The 20,160-nt window shown below is 51.6% G+C and carries 23 protein-coding genes and 1 pseudogene; 13 read left to right on the forward strand and 11 right to left on the reverse strand.

What is annotated here, in order from left to right; translation table 11 throughout:
* Positions 1-93: 93 nt before the first annotated feature.
* Complete coding sequence (punR, locus tag OGV89_RS22585; protein ID WP_286559346.1) at positions 94-1,026, forward strand: DNA-binding transcriptional activator PunR; 933 nt, start codon at positions 94-96, stop codon at positions 1,024-1,026.
* Here punR and purR read toward each other — a convergent pair.
* The gene (purR, locus tag OGV89_RS22590) at positions 1,023-2,048 is read right to left on the reverse strand and encodes an HTH-type transcriptional repressor PurR (protein WP_003029211.1); all 1,026 of its coding nucleotides are present in this window, start codon (positions 2,046-2,048) and stop codon (positions 1,023-1,025) included. The two genes, punR and purR, sit on opposite strands and share 4 nt — an antisense overlap.
* 297 nt (positions 2,049-2,345) lie before the next feature.
* Between purR and cydH the strand changes: the two genes are divergently transcribed.
* Together cydH and OGV89_RS22600 are read left to right on the forward strand one after the other, a co-directional pair.
* Positions 2,346-2,435, forward strand: coding sequence for a cytochrome bd-I oxidase subunit CydH (gene cydH, locus OGV89_RS22595; RefSeq protein WP_151219083.1), 90 nt, complete (start codon positions 2,346-2,348; stop codon positions 2,433-2,435).
* Positions 2,436-2,611: 176 nt separating this feature from the next.
* Positions 2,612-3,781 (forward strand): MFS transporter, encoded by a 1,170-nt coding sequence (locus tag OGV89_RS22600; RefSeq protein WP_003029207.1) that lies wholly within the window; start codon positions 2,612-2,614, stop codon positions 3,779-3,781.
* Positions 3,782-3,820: 39 nt separating this feature from the next.
* Here OGV89_RS22600 and sodB read toward each other — a convergent pair whose 3' ends face one another.
* Both sodB and OGV89_RS22610 read right to left on the reverse strand, forming a co-directional pair.
* Positions 3,821-4,402, reverse strand: a complete 582-nt coding sequence (sodB, locus tag OGV89_RS22605; protein ID WP_003029205.1) for a superoxide dismutase [Fe] — start codon at positions 4,400-4,402, stop codon at positions 3,821-3,823.
* Positions 4,403-4,529: 127 nt separating this feature from the next.
* Entirely contained in the window at positions 4,530-5,360 is an 831-nt protein-coding gene (locus OGV89_RS22610) for a C40 family peptidase (RefSeq protein ID WP_003843531.1), read from the reverse strand.
* Between the two features lie 334 nt (positions 5,361-5,694).
* On the opposite strand from OGV89_RS22610, the gene grxD reads away from it, so the two are divergent.
* Entirely contained in the window at positions 5,695-6,042 is a 348-nt protein-coding gene (grxD, locus tag OGV89_RS22615) for a monothiol glutaredoxin 4 (protein ID WP_003832760.1), read from the forward strand.
* A 53-nt stretch (positions 6,043-6,095) separates the two neighbouring features.
* Here grxD and rnt read toward each other — a convergent pair whose 3' ends face one another.
* From rnt to OGV89_RS22635, 4 genes are all read right to left on the reverse strand, one after another.
* Positions 6,096-6,743, reverse strand: coding sequence for a ribonuclease T (gene rnt, locus OGV89_RS22620; RefSeq protein ID WP_003029200.1), 648 nt, complete (start codon positions 6,741-6,743; stop codon positions 6,096-6,098).
* Between the two features lie 94 nt (positions 6,744-6,837).
* Complete coding sequence (gloA, locus tag OGV89_RS22625) at positions 6,838-7,245, reverse strand: lactoylglutathione lyase (protein ID WP_003029198.1); 408 nt, start codon at positions 7,243-7,245, stop codon at positions 6,838-6,840.
* A gap of 97 nt (positions 7,246-7,342) precedes the next feature.
* Positions 7,343-8,440, reverse strand: coding sequence for an alkene reductase (locus OGV89_RS22630; protein ID WP_003029197.1), 1,098 nt, complete (start codon positions 8,438-8,440; stop codon positions 7,343-7,345).
* A gap of 54 nt (positions 8,441-8,494) precedes the next feature.
* Positions 8,495-9,094: a TetR/AcrR family transcriptional regulator gene (locus OGV89_RS22635; RefSeq protein WP_003832766.1), complete on the reverse strand. Its 600-nt coding sequence runs from the start codon at positions 9,092-9,094 to the stop codon at positions 8,495-8,497.
* 101 nt (positions 9,095-9,195) lie between these two features.
* Between OGV89_RS22635 and OGV89_RS22640 the strand changes: the two genes are divergently transcribed.
* From OGV89_RS22640 to sodC, 3 genes are all read left to right on the forward strand, one after another.
* Positions 9,196-9,435, forward strand: a complete 240-nt coding sequence (locus tag OGV89_RS22640; protein WP_003029191.1) for a DUF1289 domain-containing protein — start codon at positions 9,196-9,198, stop codon at positions 9,433-9,435.
* A gap of 49 nt (positions 9,436-9,484) precedes the next feature.
* Positions 9,485-10,381, forward strand: coding sequence for an aldo/keto reductase (locus tag OGV89_RS22645; RefSeq protein ID WP_003843533.1), 897 nt, complete (start codon positions 9,485-9,487; stop codon positions 10,379-10,381).
* An 81-nt stretch (positions 10,382-10,462) separates the two neighbouring features.
* Complete coding sequence (gene sodC / locus OGV89_RS22650) at positions 10,463-10,987, forward strand: superoxide dismutase [Cu-Zn] SodC (RefSeq protein WP_003843535.1); 525 nt, start codon at positions 10,463-10,465, stop codon at positions 10,985-10,987.
* Here the strand turns inward: sodC and OGV89_RS22655 are convergent.
* From OGV89_RS22655 to OGV89_RS22665, 3 genes and pseudogenes are all read right to left on the reverse strand, one after another.
* Positions 10,963-13,003, reverse strand: a pseudogene (locus OGV89_RS22655) (FUSC family protein). The gene sodC and the pseudogene OGV89_RS22655 overlap by 25 nt on opposite strands.
* A complete protein-coding gene (locus tag OGV89_RS22660; RefSeq protein ID WP_003836440.1) occupies positions 13,000-13,863 on the reverse strand; it encodes an efflux RND transporter periplasmic adaptor subunit in 864 nt (287 codons plus the stop codon). Before OGV89_RS22660 ends, OGV89_RS22655 begins: the two are co-directional and overlap by 4 nt.
* A gap of 2 nt (positions 13,864-13,865) precedes the next feature.
* Entirely contained in the window at positions 13,866-14,102 is a 237-nt protein-coding gene (locus OGV89_RS22665; RefSeq protein ID WP_003029180.1) for a DUF1656 domain-containing protein, read from the reverse strand.
* Between the two features lie 192 nt (positions 14,103-14,294).
* Here OGV89_RS22665 and slyA point away from each other — a divergent pair, with 192 nt between their 5' ends.
* The gene (slyA, locus tag OGV89_RS22670) at positions 14,295-14,735 is read left to right on the forward strand and encodes a transcriptional regulator SlyA (protein ID WP_019076732.1); all 441 of its coding nucleotides are present in this window, start codon (positions 14,295-14,297) and stop codon (positions 14,733-14,735) included.
* Positions 14,736-14,782: 47 nt separating this feature from the next.
* Here slyA and slyB read toward each other — a convergent pair whose 3' ends face one another.
* Positions 14,783-15,250 carry an outer membrane lipoprotein SlyB gene (gene slyB / locus OGV89_RS22675; protein WP_003029175.1) on the reverse strand — a complete coding sequence of 156 codons (468 nt, stop codon included), beginning with the start codon at positions 15,248-15,250 and terminating at the stop codon, positions 14,783-14,785.
* 274 nt (positions 15,251-15,524) lie between these two features.
* Here slyB and anmK point away from each other — a divergent pair, with 274 nt between their 5' ends.
* From anmK to pdxY, 5 genes are all read left to right on the forward strand, one after another.
* Positions 15,525-16,646: an anhydro-N-acetylmuramic acid kinase gene (gene anmK / locus OGV89_RS22680; protein ID WP_003029171.1), complete on the forward strand. Its 1,122-nt coding sequence runs from the start codon at positions 15,525-15,527 to the stop codon at positions 16,644-16,646.
* Positions 16,647-16,733: 87 nt separating this feature from the next.
* Positions 16,734-17,063: a C-type lysozyme inhibitor gene (gene mliC / locus OGV89_RS22685; protein WP_003836435.1), complete on the forward strand. Its 330-nt coding sequence runs from the start codon at positions 16,734-16,736 to the stop codon at positions 17,061-17,063.
* Between the two features lie 59 nt (positions 17,064-17,122).
* Positions 17,123-17,779 carry a pyridoxamine 5'-phosphate oxidase gene (gene pdxH / locus OGV89_RS22690; RefSeq protein ID WP_003836433.1) on the forward strand — a complete coding sequence of 219 codons (657 nt, stop codon included), beginning with the start codon at positions 17,123-17,125 and terminating at the stop codon, positions 17,777-17,779.
* A 126-nt stretch (positions 17,780-17,905) separates the two neighbouring features.
* Positions 17,906-19,180 carry a tyrosine--tRNA ligase gene (gene tyrS, locus OGV89_RS22695; protein WP_003836431.1) on the forward strand — a complete coding sequence of 425 codons (1,275 nt, stop codon included), beginning with the start codon at positions 17,906-17,908 and terminating at the stop codon, positions 19,178-19,180.
* A 64-nt stretch (positions 19,181-19,244) separates the two neighbouring features.
* On the forward strand, positions 19,245-20,105 hold the full coding sequence (gene pdxY / locus OGV89_RS22700) for a pyridoxal kinase PdxY (protein WP_071687636.1): 861 nt from the start codon (positions 19,245-19,247) through the stop codon (positions 20,103-20,105).
* Positions 20,106-20,160 lie beyond the last annotated feature (55 nt).

The raw sequence follows: 20,160 nt of genomic DNA on the forward strand, positions 1-20,160 counted from the left end.
CAGTAGAACAATGCCGCTGAGTGTAGTGAGTGTAATTCTCGCTGTGAAACGCTAATATTTGCTTACTGATTTCAAAATTTTTGCAGGCAGAATATGTGGTCGGAATATTCACTTGAAGTGGTTGATGCGGTTGCGCGTAACGGTAGCTTTAGTTCGGCCGCGCAGGAGTTACACCGTGTACCTTCGGCGGTAAGCTACACTGTGCGCCAACTGGAAGAGTGGCTAGCGGTACCACTTTTTGAGCGACGCCATCGGGATGTGGAATTAACGCCTGCCGGGGCATGGTTTTTAAAAGAAGGTCGCTCTGTTATCAAAAAAATGCAGATCACGCGCCAGCAATGCCAGCAAATTGCCAACGGCTGGCGCGGGCAGCTGGCGATCGCAGTCGATAACATTGTCCGCCCGGATCGTACCCGACAGATGATCGTGGATTTTTACCGTCACTTTGATGATGTGGAGTTGTTAGTTTTTCAGGAAGTGTTTAACGGCGTATGGGACGCGCTGTCCGATGGACGCGTGGAGCTGGCCATCGGCGCCACACAGGCGATTCCGGTAGGGGGGCGCTATACCTTCCGCGATATGGGAATGCTGAGCTGGAGTTGCGTGGTAGCCAGCCATCATCCACTGGCATCAATGCCCGGACCGCTAAGTGATGATACGTTGCGCAACTGGCCGTCACTGGTGCGCGAAGATACCTCCCGTACACTGCCAAAGCGTATTACCTGGCTGCTGGATAACCAAAAGCGCGTCGTGGTGCCTGACTGGGAATCATCCGCTACCTGCTTATCAGCAGGGCTGTGTGTTGGCATGGTACCGACGCATTTTGCCAAGCCGTGGATCGATAGCGGCAAGTGGGTTGCGCTGCAACTGGAGAACCCCTTTCCTGATGCTGCATGCTGTCTGACATGGCAGCAGAACGATATGTCACCGGCATTGAGTTGGCTGCTGGACTATTTAGGGGATAGTGAAACGTTGAACAAGGAATGGCTGCGGGAGCCAGATGAGACTCCCGCACAACAGGCTTAACGGCGGTAATCGCGGAACGGACCGTCGGCAACGGAGCGACGCTCAACCAGACGTGGATGCACCTCGATAGACTGTGACTCTTCACGTTTATTCACGATACGGTCTAACAGCATGTTGAAGGCCGTTTCACCTAGTGAATCCTTCGGCTGGTGAATGGTCGTTAAGGCCGGCGTGAAGAAGCGGGCGTTGCGCACGTTGTCGTAGCCGATGAGTGAGACATCCTGTGGTACGCGCAGACCCATTTCGTCAGCGGCGCACAGCGCACCCATCGCCATAATATCGCCACCGCAGAAGACAGCGGTTGGACGATGCGATTGCGACAGAATTTGCTGCATGGCGCGATAGCCGGACTCAGGCTCGAAATCGCCCTGGACAATCCAGTTATCAGGCACTTTAATCAGCGCTTCTTCCATCGCTTTCATAAAGCCCGCCAGACGCCCGGCCCCGGTGTTACGTTCCATTGGACCTGGGATCACGCCAATTTCACGATGACCGCGTTCTACCAGATACCGACCCGCCATATAACCGCCTTCGAAGGCGTTATCAATGACCGTATCGGTAAAGTCGGCTTTAGCTTCGCCCCAGTCCATGACGACCATCGGAATATGGCGATACTCTTCGAGCATCGAAAGCAGCGACTCCGGATACTCAGAACACATCACCAGCAGACCATCAACGCGCTTTTGCGCCATCATCGACAGATAGGCCTGCTGCTTTTCGAGACTGTTCCATGCGTTACCCAGAATCAGCGTATAGCCTTTCTGGAAACAGTTTTTCTCCACGGCTTCGATAATTTCTGCGAAATAGGCCGCTTCGCTGCTGGTCGCCAGTAAGCCAATAGACTTGGTGTGATTCACCTTCAGGCTGCGGGCAACTGCGCTCGGAGAATAGTGCAGTTCTTTGATCGCTGCCCAGACAGCATTACGCGTTTCTTCCGCGACAAAGCGCGTCTTGTTAATTACGTGTGATACGGTTGTAGTGGAAACGTTTGCTCGCTTCGCTACATCTTTAATTGTTGCCATTACATCTCACTCCAGACCATATCCTAAGCTCCTGAGAATACTCCAGGTAAACGTTTGCCTTTACACACCCTTAGCGCAACGTAAGGGTTGCGGCACGCCGGGAAAACGACACGGAACGTCAGGAAGGGGTCAATGGCCGGTACGCTAATCAAGTAAGCGTGGAATTTTGTCTGATCTTAACGAAAAGGGGAAGAGTTAAAAGCAGTTATCAATATAAATCGTGAGAGATTTTTGCTTTCAAGTGTGTAAAAATGCGCAATATCACTTTTTGTGTGGGAATAAAAAGGAGAAAACTTGATGAGCACCGATCTGAAATTTTCGTTAGTGACTACCATTATTGTTCTGAGTTTGATCGTCGCGGGTGGCCTGACCGCAGCGCTGCATTGATTTCCCCCGAGGGAGTTAGCTCTCCCTCACTCTTTCCGCTCGTCTATCTCTTCTATTGTTTGCGAATTAGCAAAAGTCTTTTGCAATTTTGTTAACTTTATTAATTTTGCGATCAATGTCATGCTTTTGACTCTTATTTTATGTCGCGCCACGGCTCGACGTTACGGAGTCGCAATATGAAACTCAATTATCCTTTACTGGCGCTGGCGATCGGAGCGTTTGGCATTGGCACCACCGAATTTTCGCCAATGGGATTATTGCCCGTCATAGCCAAAGGTGTGGATGTCTCGATTCCGGCGGCCGGCATGCTGATCAGCGCCTATGCGGTAGGTGTGATGGTAGGTGCACCGCTGATGACATTGCTGCTGTCTCATCGCGCGCGACGTAATGCTTTGATATTCCTGATGGCAATTTTCACGCTGGGTAATGTGCTTTCGGCTATCTCGCCGGATTACACCACGCTAATGCTATCGCGTATTTTGACCAGTCTTAACCATGGGGCCTTTTTTGGTCTCGGTTCAGTGGTTGCTGCCAGTGTTGTACCCAAACATAAGCAGGCCAGCGCCGTAGCAACGATGTTTATGGGGTTAACCATCGCCAATATTGGCGGCGTTCCGGCGGCGACATGGCTTGGTGAAACCATCGGTTGGCGCATGTCATTTATGGCCACTGCGGGTCTGGGCGTCATTGCTATGGTCAGCCTGTTCTTCTCCTTACCCAAGGGTGGAGCCGGAGAGCGCCCGGATGTTCGCAGCGAACTGGCGGTACTTATGCGCCCACAGGTGTTGTCGGCGTTACTGACTACCGTACTGGGTGCTGGGGCGATGTTCACGCTTTATACCTACATCTCGCCAGTTCTGCATACTATCACTCATGCCACTCCGGCATTTGTTACCGGGATGCTGGTGTTGATAGGCATTGGTTTCTCGATCGGTAACTACTTTGGTGGCAAGTTTGCTGACCGTTCAGTCAACGGTACGTTGAAAGGCTTTTTACTGCTGCTGATGGTTATTATGCTGGCCATTCCTTTCCTTGCGCGTAATGAGCTGGGTGCGGCGATCAGTATGGTGGTCTGGGGCGCGGCGACGTTCGCGGTCGTTCCACCGTTGCAGATGCGTGTGATGCGCGTTGCCAGTGAAGCGCCTGGATTATCATCGTCAGTCAATATTGGCGCGTTTAATCTGGGGAACGCTCTGGGTGCAGCGGCCGGTGGGGCGGTGATATCAGGCGGCCTGGGCTACAGTTTTGTGCCAGTGATGGGGGCGATTGTGGCGGGTCTTGCGCTGCTGCTGGTGTTTATTTCCGCAAGAAGACAGCCAGAAGAGGCTTTCACGACCGCGAATTAATGCAAAAACGCAGAAGGAAGCCCTTCTGCGTTATCTTTTTTATGCTGCGAAGTTCTTCGCAACAAATTCCCAGTTCACCAGCGCCCAGAAATGTTCCAGGTAGCCAGGACGGGCATTGCGATAGTCGATGTAGTAGGCGTGTTCCCATACGTCAACGGTCATCAGCGGCGTCGCGTCGGTGGTCAGCGGAGTACCTGCGTTGGAGGTGGAGACGATAGCCAGTTTGCCATCAGTTCCTTTAACCAGCCAGGTCCAGCCAGAACCGAAGTTTTTGATAGCGGCATCGGTGAACTGCGCTTTGAAATCTGCAAAGCTGCCAAAGGAGGCGGCAATTGCATCGGCCAGTTTACCGGTTGGTTCGCCACCTGCGTTTGGTGCCAGGCAGTTCCAGTAGAACGTGTGGTTCCATACTTGTGCTGCGTTATTGAATACACCGCCTTCAGAGCTACGAACGATCTCTTCCAGTGATTTGCCTTCAAACGCCGTGCCTTTAATCAGATTGTTCAGATTGGTCACGTAGGTTTGATGGTGTTTGCCATAGTGATATTCCAGCGTTTCGGCAGAAATGTGCGGTGCCAGAGCATCTTTGGCATACGGTAATGCAGGTAATTCAAACGACATTGCTTCTCTCCTTATTATTTATATTGAGTACACACAATAGCCTCATTGTGAGTAAGGATAGGGTAGCAAATTGAAAGGTTATGCAAAAGAAGAACTTACCCTACAGCATGTTCTGTAGGGTAAGTTTTTAGCGAATTGTTTTTGGCGTCATTACCCGACGAGCGCCCACATAGTGGCGCTGCCAGTAATCTTCGCTCAGAGAGGTGATTTGAATTTCCTGCCCGCTACGCGGTGACTGAATAAACTTACCGTTTCCGACGTAGACGCCGACGTGATCGGCCGTTCCGCGACCCTGGGTACGAAAGAAGACCAGATCGCCATTTTTCAGTTCGCCACGTTCAATCGGTGCGGCATCACGCAGATGATACATTTCGTTCGCGGTACGCGGAATGCGGAACTTCACCAGATCTTTATAGGCGTAATAAACCAGACCGCTGCAGTCAAACCCGGTTCTTGGCGAGGAACCGCCCCAACGATAAGGTTTACCGATTTGGTTCATCAAAGTGGACATAGCGGTTTTAGTCGCTTTCTGCACTTTCACTTTATGGGCGTCAGCAAGCGTAGTTGGTGCAGTGGTTTTCACCTTCACGCAGCGTGGTTTATGACCTTTGCGCGGTGTGCATTTTTCAGTCCAGGTAACGGCTGCGGTGTGTGCTACGGCAGTTTTACCACGACGATTTGCAGTTTTAGTCGACTTTGCCGGAGTGGCAGTGCGTTTTTTAGAAGAGGAAGCGGTTTTGGTGCTGATTTTACTGGCGGTTTTTGTCGCCGTTTTCTTGCTGGTCTTTGTTGTTTTTTGGCTGGTTGTTGCGCTTTTCTTTTTATCTACCGTTTTGATGGTGTGAGAATTGGTAGGTGTCGCCCTGGCCTGCTTGGAAGCATGAGCCATAGGCGTAAAAGGCAGTGTGGTAAAAAGTAAAGCACAGAGCGTGATCGAGATTCGGTTTATCCGCGCCACTGAGCAGTCCTCTGGTAAGGCAGGTCTATCGTGCCTGCGTGTGATTTTCAAAACTTGACGATTCTAATCTATAGAAAGAGGGAAAGTTAATAGCTTTTTTTGTTTAAAACTATGTTTCGTAACCGACCGCAAAAAAAAACATCAATTAACGTTGGAGTTGGTGAACAGATAATCAAATCCACATGTTTGAAGGGGATAAATGAGATTATGAATGCAACTTTTAGCGTCAGGGGATAAAATAATAACGCGTAATGAAAATGTTATTTTCCGTTGCCTGTCTGACCCGTTACAATGTCAGACTACTGCCGTAAAAGAAGTTTAAGGAAGCAAGATAATGAGCACCACTATCGAAAAAATCCAGCGCCAGATCGCTGAAAACCCGATTCTCCTGTACATGAAAGGTTCTCCTAAACTGCCAAGCTGCGGTTTCTCCGCTCAGGCTGTGCAGGCGCTGTCAGCCTGTGGTGAACGCTTTGCTTACGTTGATATTCTGCAGAACCCGGATATTCGCGCCGAACTGCCGAAATACGCAAACTGGCCAACTTTCCCACAACTGTGGGTTGATGGTGAGCTGGTTGGCGGTTGTGACATTTTGATCGAAATGTACCAGCGCGGTGAGTTGCAGCAGCTGATTAAAGAAACAGCTGCGAAATACAAAACCGAAGAGCCGGACGCTGAGTAATATCAGCAGAAGTAAAAAAGCGACCTGAAATGGTCGCTTTTTTTATGTCGCCGTTACGCTTCTTCAGGCACGGGAAGAGGCCAACCACCGAGACGTTTCCATCGGTTAACGATTTCGCAAAACAGCACGGCCGTACGTTCGGTGTCATACAGTGCCGAGTGTGCCTGATTCCCGTCAAACTCCATTCCCGCCGCCAGGCACGCTTTTGACAACACCGTTTGCCCCAATGACAGACCGCTTAATGCCGCTGTATCAAAGGTTACAAATGGATGAAACGGATTCCGTTTCAGCGAAGCGCGTTCTGCTGCTGCCATCATGAAACTGTGGTCGAACGTAGCGTTATGCGCCACCATGATTGCCCGATTGCAGCCGCTGTCTTTAATGCCTTTACGCACCATTTTGAAGATGGCATGCAGAGCGTCATATTCGCTGACCGCGCCGCGTAGCGGATTGTTCGGATCAATACCGTTAAAGGCGAGGGCCTCCGGCTGCAGATTCGCGCCTTCAAACGGCTCTACGTGGAAATGTAACGTCGTGTCCGGCATCAGCCAGCCTTGTTCATCCATTTTCAGTGTGATGGCTGCAATCTCAAGCAGCGCATCGGTTTTGGCATTGAACCCTGCGGTTTCGACATCAATGACGACAGGATAAAAACCACGAAAACGGTCACACAGACCGGAAAGTTGAGCGTTATCGGACATCTGGGTCTCTTAATACGGGAAAATTGCAGCGCGTATTATGGCAAAATGATGAGTATAAAACTACGGGCACAGACGATCTGCGCCCGAGGGGAGGTTAGTCGCCCAGGCCGCGCCCGGCGTCTTTCTCTTCGATCAGCTCAATTTTATAGCCGTCCGGATCTTCAACGAACGCAATCACTGTGGTGCCGCCTTTTACCGGACCCGCTTCACGCGTTACGTTACCGCCATTCTGGCGAATACGTTCACAGGCTTCAGCCGCGTTGTCTACGCTCAGGGCGATATGGCCATAGGCAGTACCCAGCTCATACTTGTCGACACCCCAGTTATAGGTCAGTTCGATTACGGCTTCACTGGTTTCAGGACCGTAGCCGACAAAAGCCAGAGAGTACTTGTATTCAGGGTTTTCGCTGGTACGCAGCAGCTTCATGCCCAGCACGTTGGTATAAAACTCGATGGAACGCTGCAGGTCACCCACGCGCAGCATGGTATGGAGTAAACGCATCTTTTTCCCCTTCGAAAATGGCTAATACATTCAAAATGTTGTTTTAGTATAGCGGCGTTGTTACGCCGCTATCAATGGCAGAACGGAGATTGTGACGTTAGAGGGTAGGATAGTCGGTGTAACCTTCCGCGCCGCCGCCGTAGAAGCTCTCAGCACGTTGTGGATTCAGCTCCGCTTTGCGTTGCAGACGCGCCACCAGATCCGGGTTAGCAATATAGGCACGACCAAAAGCAACGGCGTCGATCAGACCTTTCTCGATCAGCGCTTCTGCCTTTTCAGGGGTGTAGGCACCAGCACCAATGATAGGACCGTGGAAGCGCGCGCGAACTTTTTCGCGGAACGCATCGGAATACGGCTCGCCACCGGCCCAGTCCGGCTCAGACATGTGCAGGTAAGCGATTCCACGCTTGCCCAATTGTTCAATCAGATACAGCGCATCGGCTTCTTCGTTCGGACCGTTGTCAACGTTCTGGAATGAGCCAATCGGGGAGACGCGAATACCAATACGATCGGCACCCCATTCTTTAATACCGGCATCAACCACTTCCAGCACAAGACGCGCACGATTTTCGACGCTACCGCCGTACTGATCGGTACGCTGATTAGAGGTTGGCGACAGGAACTGGTGCAGCAGGTAGCCGTGGGCAGAGTGCAGTTCAACCATGTCGAAACCCGCTTCGCGCGCGTTGGCTATCGCCTGACGGAAGTCATTAACGATGCCCGGAATCTCTTCGGTTTCCAGCGCACGTGGCATTGAGGTATCGGCACGCGTTGCCAAGCCGTTTTCATCGCGCAGCGAGGTGCGGGTTCCTGCACTAATCGCGGAAGGTGCAACTGGAGCTTGACCATTTGGCTGCAGACTGGCGTGAGAGATGCGTCCGGTGTGCCACAACTGGACAGCAATATGACCTTGCTCAGCGTGTACGGCAGCGGTGATTTTCTTCCATGCGGCAATTTGCGCTTCGCTGTGTAAGCCGGGTGCTCCGGCATAACCTTTCGCCTGTGCGGAAATCTGCGTCGCTTCGCTGATAATAAGACCCGCGCTGGCGCGTTGACGGTAATACTCGGCCATCAGCGGAGTAGGGATGTCGCCAGGCTCAATACTGCGCAGACGCGTCAGTGGCGCCATGAATACGCGGTTTGCTGCCGTAATGGCACCCACTTTCAGTGGGGAAAACAGTTTTTCAGATGACATGTGGTACTCCTGAATAGACCGGTCGTCTAGTAATAAGGGAAATAAAAACGCCTGTTAAACGGCAGGCGTTGTGATGATGTTTTTAACGTGCGCCAGCGCATTTTCCAGCGGAGTGGCGCTACGAGAAATCTTGGCCTGCAGGTTGGCGCCAAGCCACAGCGCATACAGTACCTGCGCCTGCTGTAACGGCTCGCCAACAAAAGACAGGCAATGGCTGGCCTGACCTTTCTCCAGCGCCTGCGCTAACAGCACAATAATGTGCCGCGCGCCTTTATCCATCGCTGTGCGCATATCTTCTGACAGATCGCACACTTCGGCAGACAGTTTTACAGTTAAACAGCCGCTAATAATGCCGTGCTGGCTAAACTGGTTCAGGGTTTCCTGATAGTAGGCCAGAATGCGGTCGCGGTAGTTTCCCGCTCCCGTATCAAAGTGCGTAGCCAGTCGCCGATGATAGGCCGCATAGTGGCGTTCCAGCATCGCGACACCGAACGCTTCTTTAGAGCGAAAGTAATGATAAAACGAACCTTTGGGTACTTCAGCGGTTTTCAGTAGTTCGCTTAAACCCATGCCGGTGAAGCCGCGCTGCATACACAGCAGTTCGCCAGTCGCCAGCAGATGTTCGCGTGTATCGTGTTCAGTGATTTTGTTCATGAAAAGGAGTGTAATAGACCAGTCGGTCTAATGCAATAGCGCTTGCGAGAAATTCAGTTAACGTCTTCAATAAGTATATCAATCTTACTAAAGGAGGGGATGTGGCCGAACAGCTGGAGTTTTTCCCCGTCCAGAGCCCATGCCGTGGAATATGTCAGTCTGACGAACGCGGATTTTGCCGTGGCTGTTTTCGCAGTCGGGATGAGCGTTTTAACTGGCAAAAGATGAGCGATGCCCAAAAGCAGGAAGTGCTACGGCTTTGTCGTCAGCGCCTGATGCGTAAATTACGTGCGAACAAAGCCAACCCTTCGGAAGAACCGCAACAACCTTCACTCTTTTAAAAGCGTAATTGCGTATACTCGAGGCACATTCACTTAAAAGGAAGCTGCTATGGTTCAGCGTATTACTATTGCGCCGCAAGGCCCGGAATTTTCTCGCTTTGTGATGGGGTACTGGCGCCTGATGGACTGGAATATGTCCGTGCGCCAGCTAGTCAGCTTTATTGAAGAGCATCTGGATCTGGGCGTGACCACCGTCGATCACGCCGATATCTACGGTGGATACCAGTGTGAAGCGGCGTTTGGTGAGGCTATGAAACTGGCTCCGCATTTGCGTGAAAAAATGCAGATTGTGACCAAATGCGGGATCGCGACGACGGCGCGCGCGGAAAATGCGCTGGGCCATTACATTACCGACAGCGCGCATATTATTGCCAGTGCGGAAGAATCGCTGAAGCTGCTGGCGACCGATCATATTGATCTGTTGCTGATCCACCGTCCCGATCCGCTTATGGATGCTGACGACGTCGCCGACGCTTTCAAAAAATTGCACCACAGTGGCAAAGTGCGTCACTTTGGTGTCTCTAATTTCACCCCGGTACAGTTCTCATTGTTGCAATCGCGTCTGCCGTTTACGCTGGCGACCAACCAGGTTGAAATCTCTCCGGTACATCAGCCGCTCCTGCTGGATGGCACTTTAGATCAACTGCAGCAGTTGCGTATTCGTCCAATGGCCTGGTCCTGCCTCGGCGGCGGTCGCTTGTTTAATGACGATGCGTTCCAGCCATTACGAAATGAACTTGCCGCGATCGCAGAAGAGCTAAACGCGCAGTCTATTGAGCAGGTGGTGTACGCCTGGATTTTACGTTTGCCGTCTCAGCCGCTGCCGATTATTGGCTCAGGAAAAATAGAGCGCGTACGCGCCGCCATTGAGTCTGAGACGCTGAACATGTCTCGCCAGCAATGGTTCCGCATTCGTAAAGCGGCACTGGGTTACGACGTACCTTAATCGCGTTTTTGGTGCATCTCCGTTCAAAATTGTGTCACTGGTTTACACTTAACAATCAGACACCTTTTGGACGGAGGTCTTATGAAGCGTTTGAGTTTGGCCATCATCACTCTACTCGCCTGTGCAGGTGCGCAGGCTGCCATTGAAGAAAAAGTGACGATGAATCTGGTCACGTCGCAAGGCGTTGGCCAGGCGATTGGTACGGTCACTATTGCTGAAACTGCAAAGGGGCTGGAGTTTTCGCCCGATCTGAAAGCGTTGCCGCCGGGAGAACATGGCTTCCATGTGCATATGAACGGCAGCTGCCAACCGGCGATTAAAGAAGGGAAAGCCTCAGCCGCGGAATCGGCTGGAGGCCATTATGATCCGAACCAAACCGGCAAACACGAAGGCCCGGAAGGCGCAGGTCATATGGGTGACCTGCCGCTGCTGGTGGTGAATAACGACGGAAACGCCACAACACCGGTCATTGCGCCGCGCCTCAAAACGCTCGATGAGGTTAAAGGCAAAGCGCTGATGATCCATGTGGGCGGCGATAATATGTCCGATCAACCGAAACCGCTTGGCGGTGGCGGAGCGCGCTACGCCTGTGGTGTTATCAAATAATCAACTACTGAGAGTGCCCGGCGGTGGCGCCTGTTCGAGTTGTGAAAGCGAGCAGTGTAGCCGCCAGACCAATGCCGATAACTCCTGTGCAGCAGGTTGATGATGGTGGGCAAGCGTATCGCAGATGCGTTGTAGCTCACTCAGCGTGGCATTCAGTGGTCGTTGCTGGACGCCACGCTCGCTCATTACATCGCGCAGCAGAGAGATACACACGTCCCTGACGCGAGCCAGCGGATCCGAACGCGCCTCCCAGGTGCGCAGTTGCCACACCACGTGCGAGCAGTTCAGCAATACGACCCCCCAACGTAATAACCAGCGTCGCGCCAGCGCATCCTGACTGCTGCTGAGCTGGCTGACGTGATGATAGGTCAGCGATTCAAATTCGTTTTCACTGAGTGATGGGTGTCGGCTGAGCTGATCGACAAAATCCCGGCGCAGGGCGCGAATATGGCGGCGACTTTTCCGTGCATCCGATCCAGGCCGCAGAATGGCGAAGGCCAGCCATGACAGCGCCACACCAGTGATTTTCGCCATATTGTCATTCAGGAAATCAGCAAAATCATATACCGGCGGATTGGTTACCGCGATAAACGAACCCATAAATACAATCAGTTGCCCCCAAAGACCTGCCAGGGCTGGCATTTGCAGCTTTAACAGTTGCATGGTGGCGAGTAGCGGGAAGAGAAAGAGAATGAATTGCCAGAGGTCGGAAATTTGCACCATCAGGCCAAACTTAACCACAAAGCTAAACAGCGACAGCAGAACCAGCGTGCGCATCAGCAAAGAAAGCGACTTGAACGGCGTGGCAACGGCGGAATACAGCACGCTGCTGATGGCGGCGAGCGTGAGTGCGCCAGAGCCTGATTCCCATTGTGCGCCAATGCTCCATGCGCCGATAAGCATCAAAGTGCAGAACGTACGTAACCCGCTCCAGATAGCTTCCGCATTATCGGTATGACGGGCAAGCCCCGGCGTGCGGACGATATTAATACGCTCGGCGGTAACGCCATTTTCCAGTAAATGCAGATAATGACTGCTGCGCAGATAGAGCCGACAAAAATAACGCAGTCGTTGCCAGAAGGCGACGTGTCGATAGTCGCGTGCATCGACGGGTCGCAGTGGGGCAATAATACGTGCAACGGTGTAGCTATTAGCATTGGATTTTATCAGTTCGCTGAGCAACTGCTCGATAATTTCCCGGGTATTGGAAGGGGGATTAGGCCAGTTCAACAGCATCCTGCGCAGACTGGAAATCACACTGGTCATCCTTAACTGTTGATGCAACAGCGAATTGAGCAAAGCATTTTGTCGGCGAAAACGGTAATGGCTCCAGAACGCCTGAATACGCAGCAGGTTCATAGTAAGAATCTGACCGATAACACCTTCATGGGCTGTGCGAATGGCGTCCGTGGTTTCTGGTTGCCAGAGTAGGCTGGCATGTTCCAGTAAACGTGAATGCATATTTTTCAATGCAGTCAGTAACGTGATGCCATCGGAGGTGCTGGGCAGGATCATCATCATCACACCGCCACACAAGATACCGACGATGACTTCACACACGCGTGCCTGCGCGATATCCCATAACTGCGTAATTTCCACGGTATTGACCATGGGAAACGCAATGATCGCCGCCGTATAACCTGCCAGTTGAAAGGCGTAGGCAACGTTATTGGTGAAATGCGCACAGGCCCAGGTACAAAAACCGATCCACACCGACATGCTCAGCAAGAACAACCACGGCTCATTAAGGGTATGACCGGCAATAATCAATGCGGCGGTGGCACCCAGTAAGCTCCCCGCCACGCGCCCCAGACTTTTGCTGATAACCCCGCCAACGGTGGGAAAACTGACCACCGCCGCTGAGGTCATCGCCCAATAGGGTTCGTCCAGATTCAGATAATAAGCAAAAGTTAACGCCAGACACATCGCAATGGTGTTACGCAGCGCATAACGCCACTGTGCCGCCGTGGCTTTAAACCACGGCAAATTGCCAGGTGTCAGGCGAGGTAGTTTCATTTACGCTGGCCGATGGATACGCTGCAGGTTGTACCTGATACCAGCGTGACATCCCGCGGCAGGGCGTCGAATTCGATGCGTACCGGGATACGCTGCGCCAGACGCACCCACGGCACGTTGGGCTTGATATCTGGAATCAGGCCGGAATCACTTTCCACACTTTGATCGTAGATAGCACGACCAATACTGGAAACGTGACCCTGTAACTTTATATCACCGCTGTAGAGCGTGATGAGGGCAGGTGCACCTTCGCGAATGTGGCGCAACTTAGTTTCTTCAAAATACCCCATTACATAAAAAGAGTGACTGTCGACGAGAGCAAACAGAGGTTTCCCGGTTGAAGCGTAGTCTCCGGGACGGGTTGAAAGATTGGTGACCCAGCCCGCTACGGGGGCTTTGACCACCGTTTGCGTCAATTGCCACTGTGCCTGGCGCAGACTGGCCTCTGCTGCTTCAACACTCGCCTGCATGGCTTTCACGTTGAGATTTGCGGTATCCAGATCCTCGGCTGAGATGTAATTTTGCGATAAATGACGGCGGCGGTTGGCTTCGTTATTGGCTTTCGCCAGGTCAGACTGCGCTTTTGCAAGTTGCGCTTGCGCATTCAGTTCAGCAATGTGAAATGGTGTCTTGTCAATAATAAAAAGGACATCGCCTTTATTCACAAACTGGTTATCTTTTATATAGAGTTCGCTAATGCTACCTGACACCTGTGGCGTAATGCTGACCTGCTCAGCTCGCACTTTGCCATCACGTGTCCAGGGCGATTGCATATAGTAATTCCACATCCACCACCCGGCGAAAACTGCGATTGCAGCGACTATAATAGTGGAGAAGTATTTAACGGTTTTAAGCGACATAATCACCACGCTATCAGCATAACAAAGGCCAGACATACGCAAAGCGTAAAGAGTGACAGATCCATTAACAAGGGATGCCAGATTTCGCCAGAGTAAATCCAGTCGCGCAGTAGGCGATGAACAACCAGCCAGAGAATAAATCCTGCTACAATCGCCTTGAAAACAGGAGGGAAGTAGACAGATGCGCCGATCATTAAATCTTGTAGGGGCAATCCTGTTGCATTAAACATAAACTTCACGGGCAAAATCCTTGGCGGAAGAGAGCATTGCTATAGGTTTAGCAAAAAAGAGACAATGAGTCTCCGTAACGCATGATGTCTGAAAAAATGTCAGCCGGTAAGCAAATTTGGCAATACATTTGTTTTGGGAATACAAATGCTGCACACTATTCTAAAATCAGCACAATAACTTAGCAAGCTAATTATAAGGAGATGAAATTGGAATCGCCATTAGGTTCTGATCTGGCACGGTTGGTGCGCATTTGGCGTGCTCTGATTGACCATCGCCTGAAACCTCTGGAGTTGACGCAGACGCATTGGGTTACGCTGCACAACATTCATCAGTTGCCGCCGGATCAATCGCAGATTCAGTTGGCTAAAGCGATTGGCATCGAGCAGCCTTCGTTGGTACGTACGCTTGACCAGTTAGAGGAAAAGGGACTCATTTCACGACAGACTTGCGCCAGCGATCGTCGGGCAAAGAGAATTAAACTGACAGAAAAAGCAGAGCCGTTGATCGCTGATATGGAAGCGGTTATCAACAAGACGCGTGGAGAAATTTTGGAAGGGATTTCAGCTGAGGAAATTGATCTGCTGATTAAACTGGTCGCCAGGCTGGAACACAATATTATTGAGCTGCAGTCACAGGGCTGAAGCAAAAAAATGACGTGTGGCCAGAGTCTGACCACACGTGAATTTGATTAGCGTGGAGACACGGTAACCTGGCTGCCGTTGTTAGCCATAACAACGCGCTGGCCGGCTGAAAACTTGGTCGCACCCTGTTTCTGAACCACCATGATGGTATTACCATCATCCTTACGGATTTCCAGTTCCACACCCTGGGTTTTATTCATCGCACCTTGTACGCCTTGACCCGCTACGCCACCGGCAACTGCGCCTGCAGCCGTCGCTAATGAACGCCCCGTACCGCCGCCGACGGTGTTACCGAGGAACCCGCCGAGTACCGCACCACCAATAGCACCAATCACGTTTGCGTCATCGCCACCCTGGATTTGCACCGGACGAACATGAACAATCGTACCGTAGGTAACGTTCTGAACTTGTTTCGCTTCGGATGCGGTATACACGTCACCTGAAAGGCTATCATTGTTAACGCAACCCGCTAAAGATACGCCCATTAATGAAACAATCAGCACACGTTTAATCATTTACAAATCTCCTTTGTCACCACGAAACGCTAATAAAGCACCCTTCATGGTTAAATTATATGGCATTTGTGAGCCTAAGATCACATGTTCTACTGGAACAATATGAAAATCTTAACCGAAATCGGATCAACCGAGTATAAACGAATCATTCATGTAATTGATGTAATTAAACGATCATTGTAATGATTAGCCACCAAAAATCATTAAGGAAGCATGGCATTAGTCGACACTTTATGGTTGAGTGTCAAGGCTAATTTGCTTAAAAGGATGACCTATGAAATCGGGCCGTTTTATCGGTGTAATGTCTGGAACCAGCCTTGATGGCGTCGATGTTGTGCTGGCGACAATAGATGAAACGATGGTTGCGCAGCAGGCGAGTCTGACCTGGCCCATCCCCATTCATGTTAAACAAGCGATTCTGGATATCTGCCAGGGGCAGCAGCTTACACTTTCTCAGTTTGGTCAGTTGGACGCGCAGCTCGGTTATTTATTTGCTGAGGCGGTGAATGCGTTATTGGCGCAAGAAAAATTGAAACCGCAGGATATCGTTGCGATTGGTTGCCACGGGCAAACCGTGTGGCATGAACCGAACGGTGCTGCGCCACACACGCTGCAAATTGGCGATAACAACCAGATTGTTGCGCGTACAGGGATAACCGTAGTCGGCGATTTTCGTCGACGTGATATTGCACTTGGCGGGCAGGGTGCACCGCTCGTTCCCGCGTTTCATCAGGCACTGCTGGCACATCCAACGGAACGGCGGATGGTGTTAAACATCGGCGGGATTGCCAATCTGTCTCTGCTTATTCCGCAACAACCCGTTCGCGGATACGACACCGGGCCCGGCAATATGCTGATGGATGCCTGGATCTGGCGGCAATGCGGTCAACCTTACGACAAAGATGCGCAGTGGGCCATTTCGGGAATGGTTATCCTGCCGTTACTGCAAAATATGCTTAACGACCCTTATTTCTCCGCGCCTGCGCCGAAAAGCACTGGTCGTGAGTATTTTAATTATGGCTGGATAGAACGTCATCTGGTGCAGTTCCCGGGGATTAGTCCGCGGGATGTGCAGGCGACGCTTGCCGAACTGACCGCGGTGACCATTTCAGAGCAGGTCTTGCTAAGCGGCGGTTGTGAACGGCTCATGGTCTGCGGTGGAGGAAGCCGTAATCCGCTGCTGATGATGCGTTTGGCGGCACTATTGCCGGGAACAGAGGTCACCTCAACTGATGAAGCCGGGATCAGCGGCGATGATATGGAAGCGTTAGCCTTTGCCTGGCTGGCGTGGCGGACACTGGCCGGATTACCTGGAAATCTGCCTTCTGTGACTGGCGCATCAGAGCCGAGCGTTTTAGGGGCGATTTATCCTGCTAACCCACGAACTCAGAGTTAACTGAAATTATTCAGCACCGTATGCCGGTAAACTAGGGATATTAGGGAGGGTTCCATTACCCTCCGGGACCAGGAAAGTCTTCAGGATATGGCTATGAAAAAACTATTGTTAGTGTGTCTGCCGGTACTGCTTAGCGGGTGTAGCGTGTACAACCAATTTGTTGAGCGTATGCAAACGGATACGCTCGAATACCGCTGCGACGAAAAACCACTTACCGTCAAGCTGAACAATACCCGCCAGACGGCAAGCTTTGTTTATGATAATCAGCTATTGAACCTCAAACAGGGCATGTCGGCATCAGGTGCGCGCTATACCGATGGGATCTACGTTTTCTGGTCTAAAGGCGACGAGGCAACGGTCTATAAACGAGACAGAATTGTGCTAAATAACTGTCAGTTACAGAACCCGAAGCGTTGAGATTTTCACCTGGGCGGCGCACAATAGCGTCACCCACTGACAATCCGTAGCCCAACATCATGTCTGATAACGACGAATTGCAGCAAATCGCGCATCTGCGCCGTGAATACACGAAAGGCGGTCTTCGCCGCCGCGATCTTCCCGCCGAACCCCTTGCGCTGTTTGAGCGCTGGCTGGGGCAAGCCTGTGACGCCAAACTGGCCGATCCCACCGCGATGGTCGTTGCGACCGTCGATGAAAATGGCCAGCCGTATCAGCGTATCGTGTTACTCAAACATTTTGATGACAAAGGGCTGGTGTTCTATACCAACCTTGGCAGCCGTAAGGCGCATCAGATCGAGAAAAATCCACGCATCAGCCTTTTATTTCCCTGGCATACGCTGGAACGGCAGGTGATGGTGATCGGCAAGGCTGAGCGTCTCTCCACGTTAGAAGTAGTGAAATACTTCCACAGTCGCCCACGCGACAGCCAGATTGGCGCCTGGGTCTCTAAGCAATCCAGCAGGATCTCAGCTCGTGGTATTCTCGAAAGTAAATTTCTCGAACTGAAGCAGAAGTTTCAACAAGGAGAAGTTCCACTGCCCAGTTTCTGGGGCGGCTTTCGCGTGAGTATTGAGCAAATGGAGTTCTGGCAAGGTGGTGAAAACCGTTTACACGATCGTTTTTTATACCAACGCGAAGATAACGCGTGGAAAATTGATCGCCTGGCCCCCTAAAGATGCAAATTTCTTGTTTTAAGCGCTGGTGCTGATCAATCCGGCGCTTTATTCTATGTTTCTTTCGCATCAGGCGAAAAGTCGTGTACCGGCAAAGGTGCAGTCGTTTTATACATGGAGATTTTGATGGCAAGCAGTAACTTGATTAAACAATTGCAAGAGCGGGGGCTGGTGGCCCAGGTGACGGACGAGGAAGCGTTAGCAGAGCGACTGGCGCAAGGCCCGATCGCGCTCTATTGCGGCTTCGATCCTACCGCTGACAGCTTGCATTTGGGGCATCTGGTTCCATTGTTATGCCTGAAACGCTTCCAGCAGGCAGGCCATAAGCCTGTCGCACTGGTAGGTGGCGCAACCGGTCTGATTGGTGACCCGAGCTTTAAAGCCGCCGAGCGTAAACTGAATACCGAAGACACTGTGCAGGAGTGGGTGGATAAAATCCGCAAACAGGTTGCACCGTTCCTCGATTTCGACTGTGGCGACAACTCGGCGATTGCTGCGAACAACTACGACTGGTTTGGCAGTATGAACGTACTGACTTTCCTGCGTGATATCGGCAAACACTTCTCCGTCAACCAGATGATCAACAAAGAAGCGGTTAAGCAGCGTCTGAACCGTGACGATCAGGGGATCTCCTTTACTGAGTTTTCTTACAACCTGCTGCAGGGTTATGACTTTGCCTGCCTGAATAAACTACACGGCGTGGCGCTGCAGATTGGTGGTTCTGACCAGTGGGGTAACATTACTTCGGGTATCGATTTGACCCGTCGTCTGCATCAGAATCAGGTGTTTGGTCTGACCGTTCCGCTGATTACTAAAGCTGATGGCACCAAGTTCGGTAAGACGGAAGGCGGCGCAGTGTGGCTGGATCCGAAGAAAACCAGTCCGTATAAATTCTACCAGTTCTGGATTAACACCGCCGATGCGGACGTTTATCGCTTCCTGAAATTCTTCACTTTCATGGACATTGAAGAGATCAATGCGCTGGAAGAAGAAGATAAAAACAGCGGTAAAGCGCCGCGTGCCCAGTATGTTCTGGCCGAACAGGTTACGCGTCTGGTTCACGGTGAAGAAGGTCTGGTCGCGGCAAAACGCATTACCGAAAGCTTGTTCAATGGCAATCTCAGCGATTTGAGTGAAGCAGATTTCGAACAGCTGGCGCAGGATGGCGTGCCGATGATCGAGATGGACAAAGGTGCCGATTTGATGCAGGCGCTGGTGGACTCCGAGCTGCAACCTTCTCGCGGTCAGGCCCGTAAGACCATTGCGTCTAACGCAGTGACCATCAACGGTGAGAAGCAGTCCGATCCGGAATATTTCTTCCAGGAGAGTGATATCCTGTTCGGGCGCTATACCTTACTGCGCCGTGGCAAGAAGAACTATTGTCTGATTTGCTGGAAGTAAGATTGAGTTAGCAGGGGCGTGGGAAACTACGCCCCTTTATTTTTTCAGGGTTGTGGTAAGTAAAATGAAGAATATCCTCGCCATCCAGTCCCACGTTGTTTTTGGCCATGCGGGCAACAGTGCAGCAGAATTTCCGATGCGTCGTCTTGGCGCAAACGTCTGGCCGTTGAATACCGTCCAGTTTTCAAACCACACGCAGTATGGCAAATGGACCGGTTGCGTTATGCCGCCGAGCCACCTGACTGAAATTGTCCAGGGCATTGCTGATATTGATAAACTCCAGACCTGTGACGCAGTACTGAGCGGCTATCTTGGCTCCGCTGAACAGGGCGAGCATATTCTGGGTATTGTACGTAAAGTAAAAGCGGCCAACCCGCAGGCAAAATACTTTTGCGATCCGGTGATGGGACACCCTGAAAAGGGGTGTATCGTAGCTCCGGGTGTGGCGGAATTTCATGTACGTCATGCGCTTCCGGCTAGTGACATTATTGCCCCGAATTTGGTTGAGCTCGAAATTCTGTGCGAGCATGCGGTGAACAATGTCGATGAGGCCGTTGTGGCGGCGCGTGAACTGATCGCTCAGGGACCTGAAATTGTACTGGTGAAGCATCTGGCACGCGCAGGTATTAGCACCGACCGTTTCGAGATGCTGCTGGTCACCGCTGAGCAGGCGTGGCATATCAGTCGCCCGCTGGTCGATTTTGGCACACGTCAACCGGTTGGTGTGGGTGATGTTACCAGTGGCTTGTTGCTGGTGAAACTGTTACAGGGCGCGTCTTTACAGCAGGCGCTTGAGCATGTGACTGCGGCAGTGTACGAAGTGATGATCGCCACCAAAGAGATGCACGAGTATGAGCTGCAGGTGGTGGCTGCACAGGATCGCATCGCCAAGCCTGAACACTACTTCAGCGCGACGCAGCTGTAATAAATGCCCGATGGCATTCACGCCTATCGGGCATATTTTTAGCTGTAGGCCGGGC

Source organism: Citrobacter sp. Cf125 (assembly GCF_030333935.1).
Lineage (GTDB): Bacteria > Pseudomonadota > Gammaproteobacteria > Enterobacterales > Enterobacteriaceae > Citrobacter > Citrobacter freundii.

Bases quoted from the DNA above. Each gene is read 5' to 3' on its own strand.
- punR (WP_286559346.1), top strand. From the start codon at position 94: ATGTGGTCGGAATATTCACTTGAAGTGGTTGATGCGGTTGCGCGTAAC.
- purR (WP_003029211.1), bottom strand. From the start codon at position 2,048: ATGGCAACAATTAAAGATGTAGCGAAGCGAGCAAACGTTTCCACTACA.
- cydH (WP_151219083.1), top strand. From the start codon at position 2,346: ATGAGCACCGATCTGAAATTTTCGTTAGTGACTACCATTATTGTTCTG.
- OGV89_RS22600 (WP_003029207.1), top strand. From the start codon at position 2,612: ATGAAACTCAATTATCCTTTACTGGCGCTGGCGATCGGAGCGTTTGGC.
- sodB (WP_003029205.1), bottom strand. From the start codon at position 4,402: ATGTCGTTTGAATTACCTGCATTACCGTATGCCAAAGATGCTCTGGCA.
- grxD (WP_003832760.1), top strand. From the start codon at position 5,695: ATGAGCACCACTATCGAAAAAATCCAGCGCCAGATCGCTGAAAACCCG.
- rnt (WP_003029200.1), bottom strand. From the start codon at position 6,743: ATGTCCGATAACGCTCAACTTTCCGGTCTGTGTGACCGTTTTCGTGGT.
- gloA (WP_003029198.1), bottom strand. From the start codon at position 7,245: ATGCGTTTACTCCATACCATGCTGCGCGTGGGTGACCTGCAGCGTTCC.
- OGV89_RS22630 (WP_003029197.1), bottom strand. From the start codon at position 8,440: ATGTCATCTGAAAAACTGTTTTCCCCACTGAAAGTGGGTGCCATTACG.
- OGV89_RS22635 (WP_003832766.1), bottom strand. From the start codon at position 9,094: ATGAACAAAATCACTGAACACGATACACGCGAACATCTGCTGGCGACT.
- OGV89_RS22645 (WP_003843533.1), top strand. From the start codon at position 9,485: ATGGTTCAGCGTATTACTATTGCGCCGCAAGGCCCGGAATTTTCTCGC.
- sodC (WP_003843535.1), top strand. From the start codon at position 10,463: ATGAAGCGTTTGAGTTTGGCCATCATCACTCTACTCGCCTGTGCAGGT.
- OGV89_RS22660 (WP_003836440.1), bottom strand. From the start codon at position 13,863: ATGTCGCTTAAAACCGTTAAATACTTCTCCACTATTATAGTCGCTGCA.
- slyA (WP_019076732.1), top strand. From the start codon at position 14,295: ATGAAATTGGAATCGCCATTAGGTTCTGATCTGGCACGGTTGGTGCGC.
- slyB (WP_003029175.1), bottom strand. From the start codon at position 15,250: ATGATTAAACGTGTGCTGATTGTTTCATTAATGGGCGTATCTTTAGCG.
- anmK (WP_003029171.1), top strand. From the start codon at position 15,525: ATGAAATCGGGCCGTTTTATCGGTGTAATGTCTGGAACCAGCCTTGAT.
- mliC (WP_003836435.1), top strand. From the start codon at position 16,734: ATGGCTATGAAAAAACTATTGTTAGTGTGTCTGCCGGTACTGCTTAGC.
- pdxH (WP_003836433.1), top strand. From the start codon at position 17,123: ATGTCTGATAACGACGAATTGCAGCAAATCGCGCATCTGCGCCGTGAA.
- tyrS (WP_003836431.1), top strand. From the start codon at position 17,906: ATGGCAAGCAGTAACTTGATTAAACAATTGCAAGAGCGGGGGCTGGTG.
- pdxY (WP_071687636.1), top strand. From the start codon at position 19,245: ATGAAGAATATCCTCGCCATCCAGTCCCACGTTGTTTTTGGCCATGCG.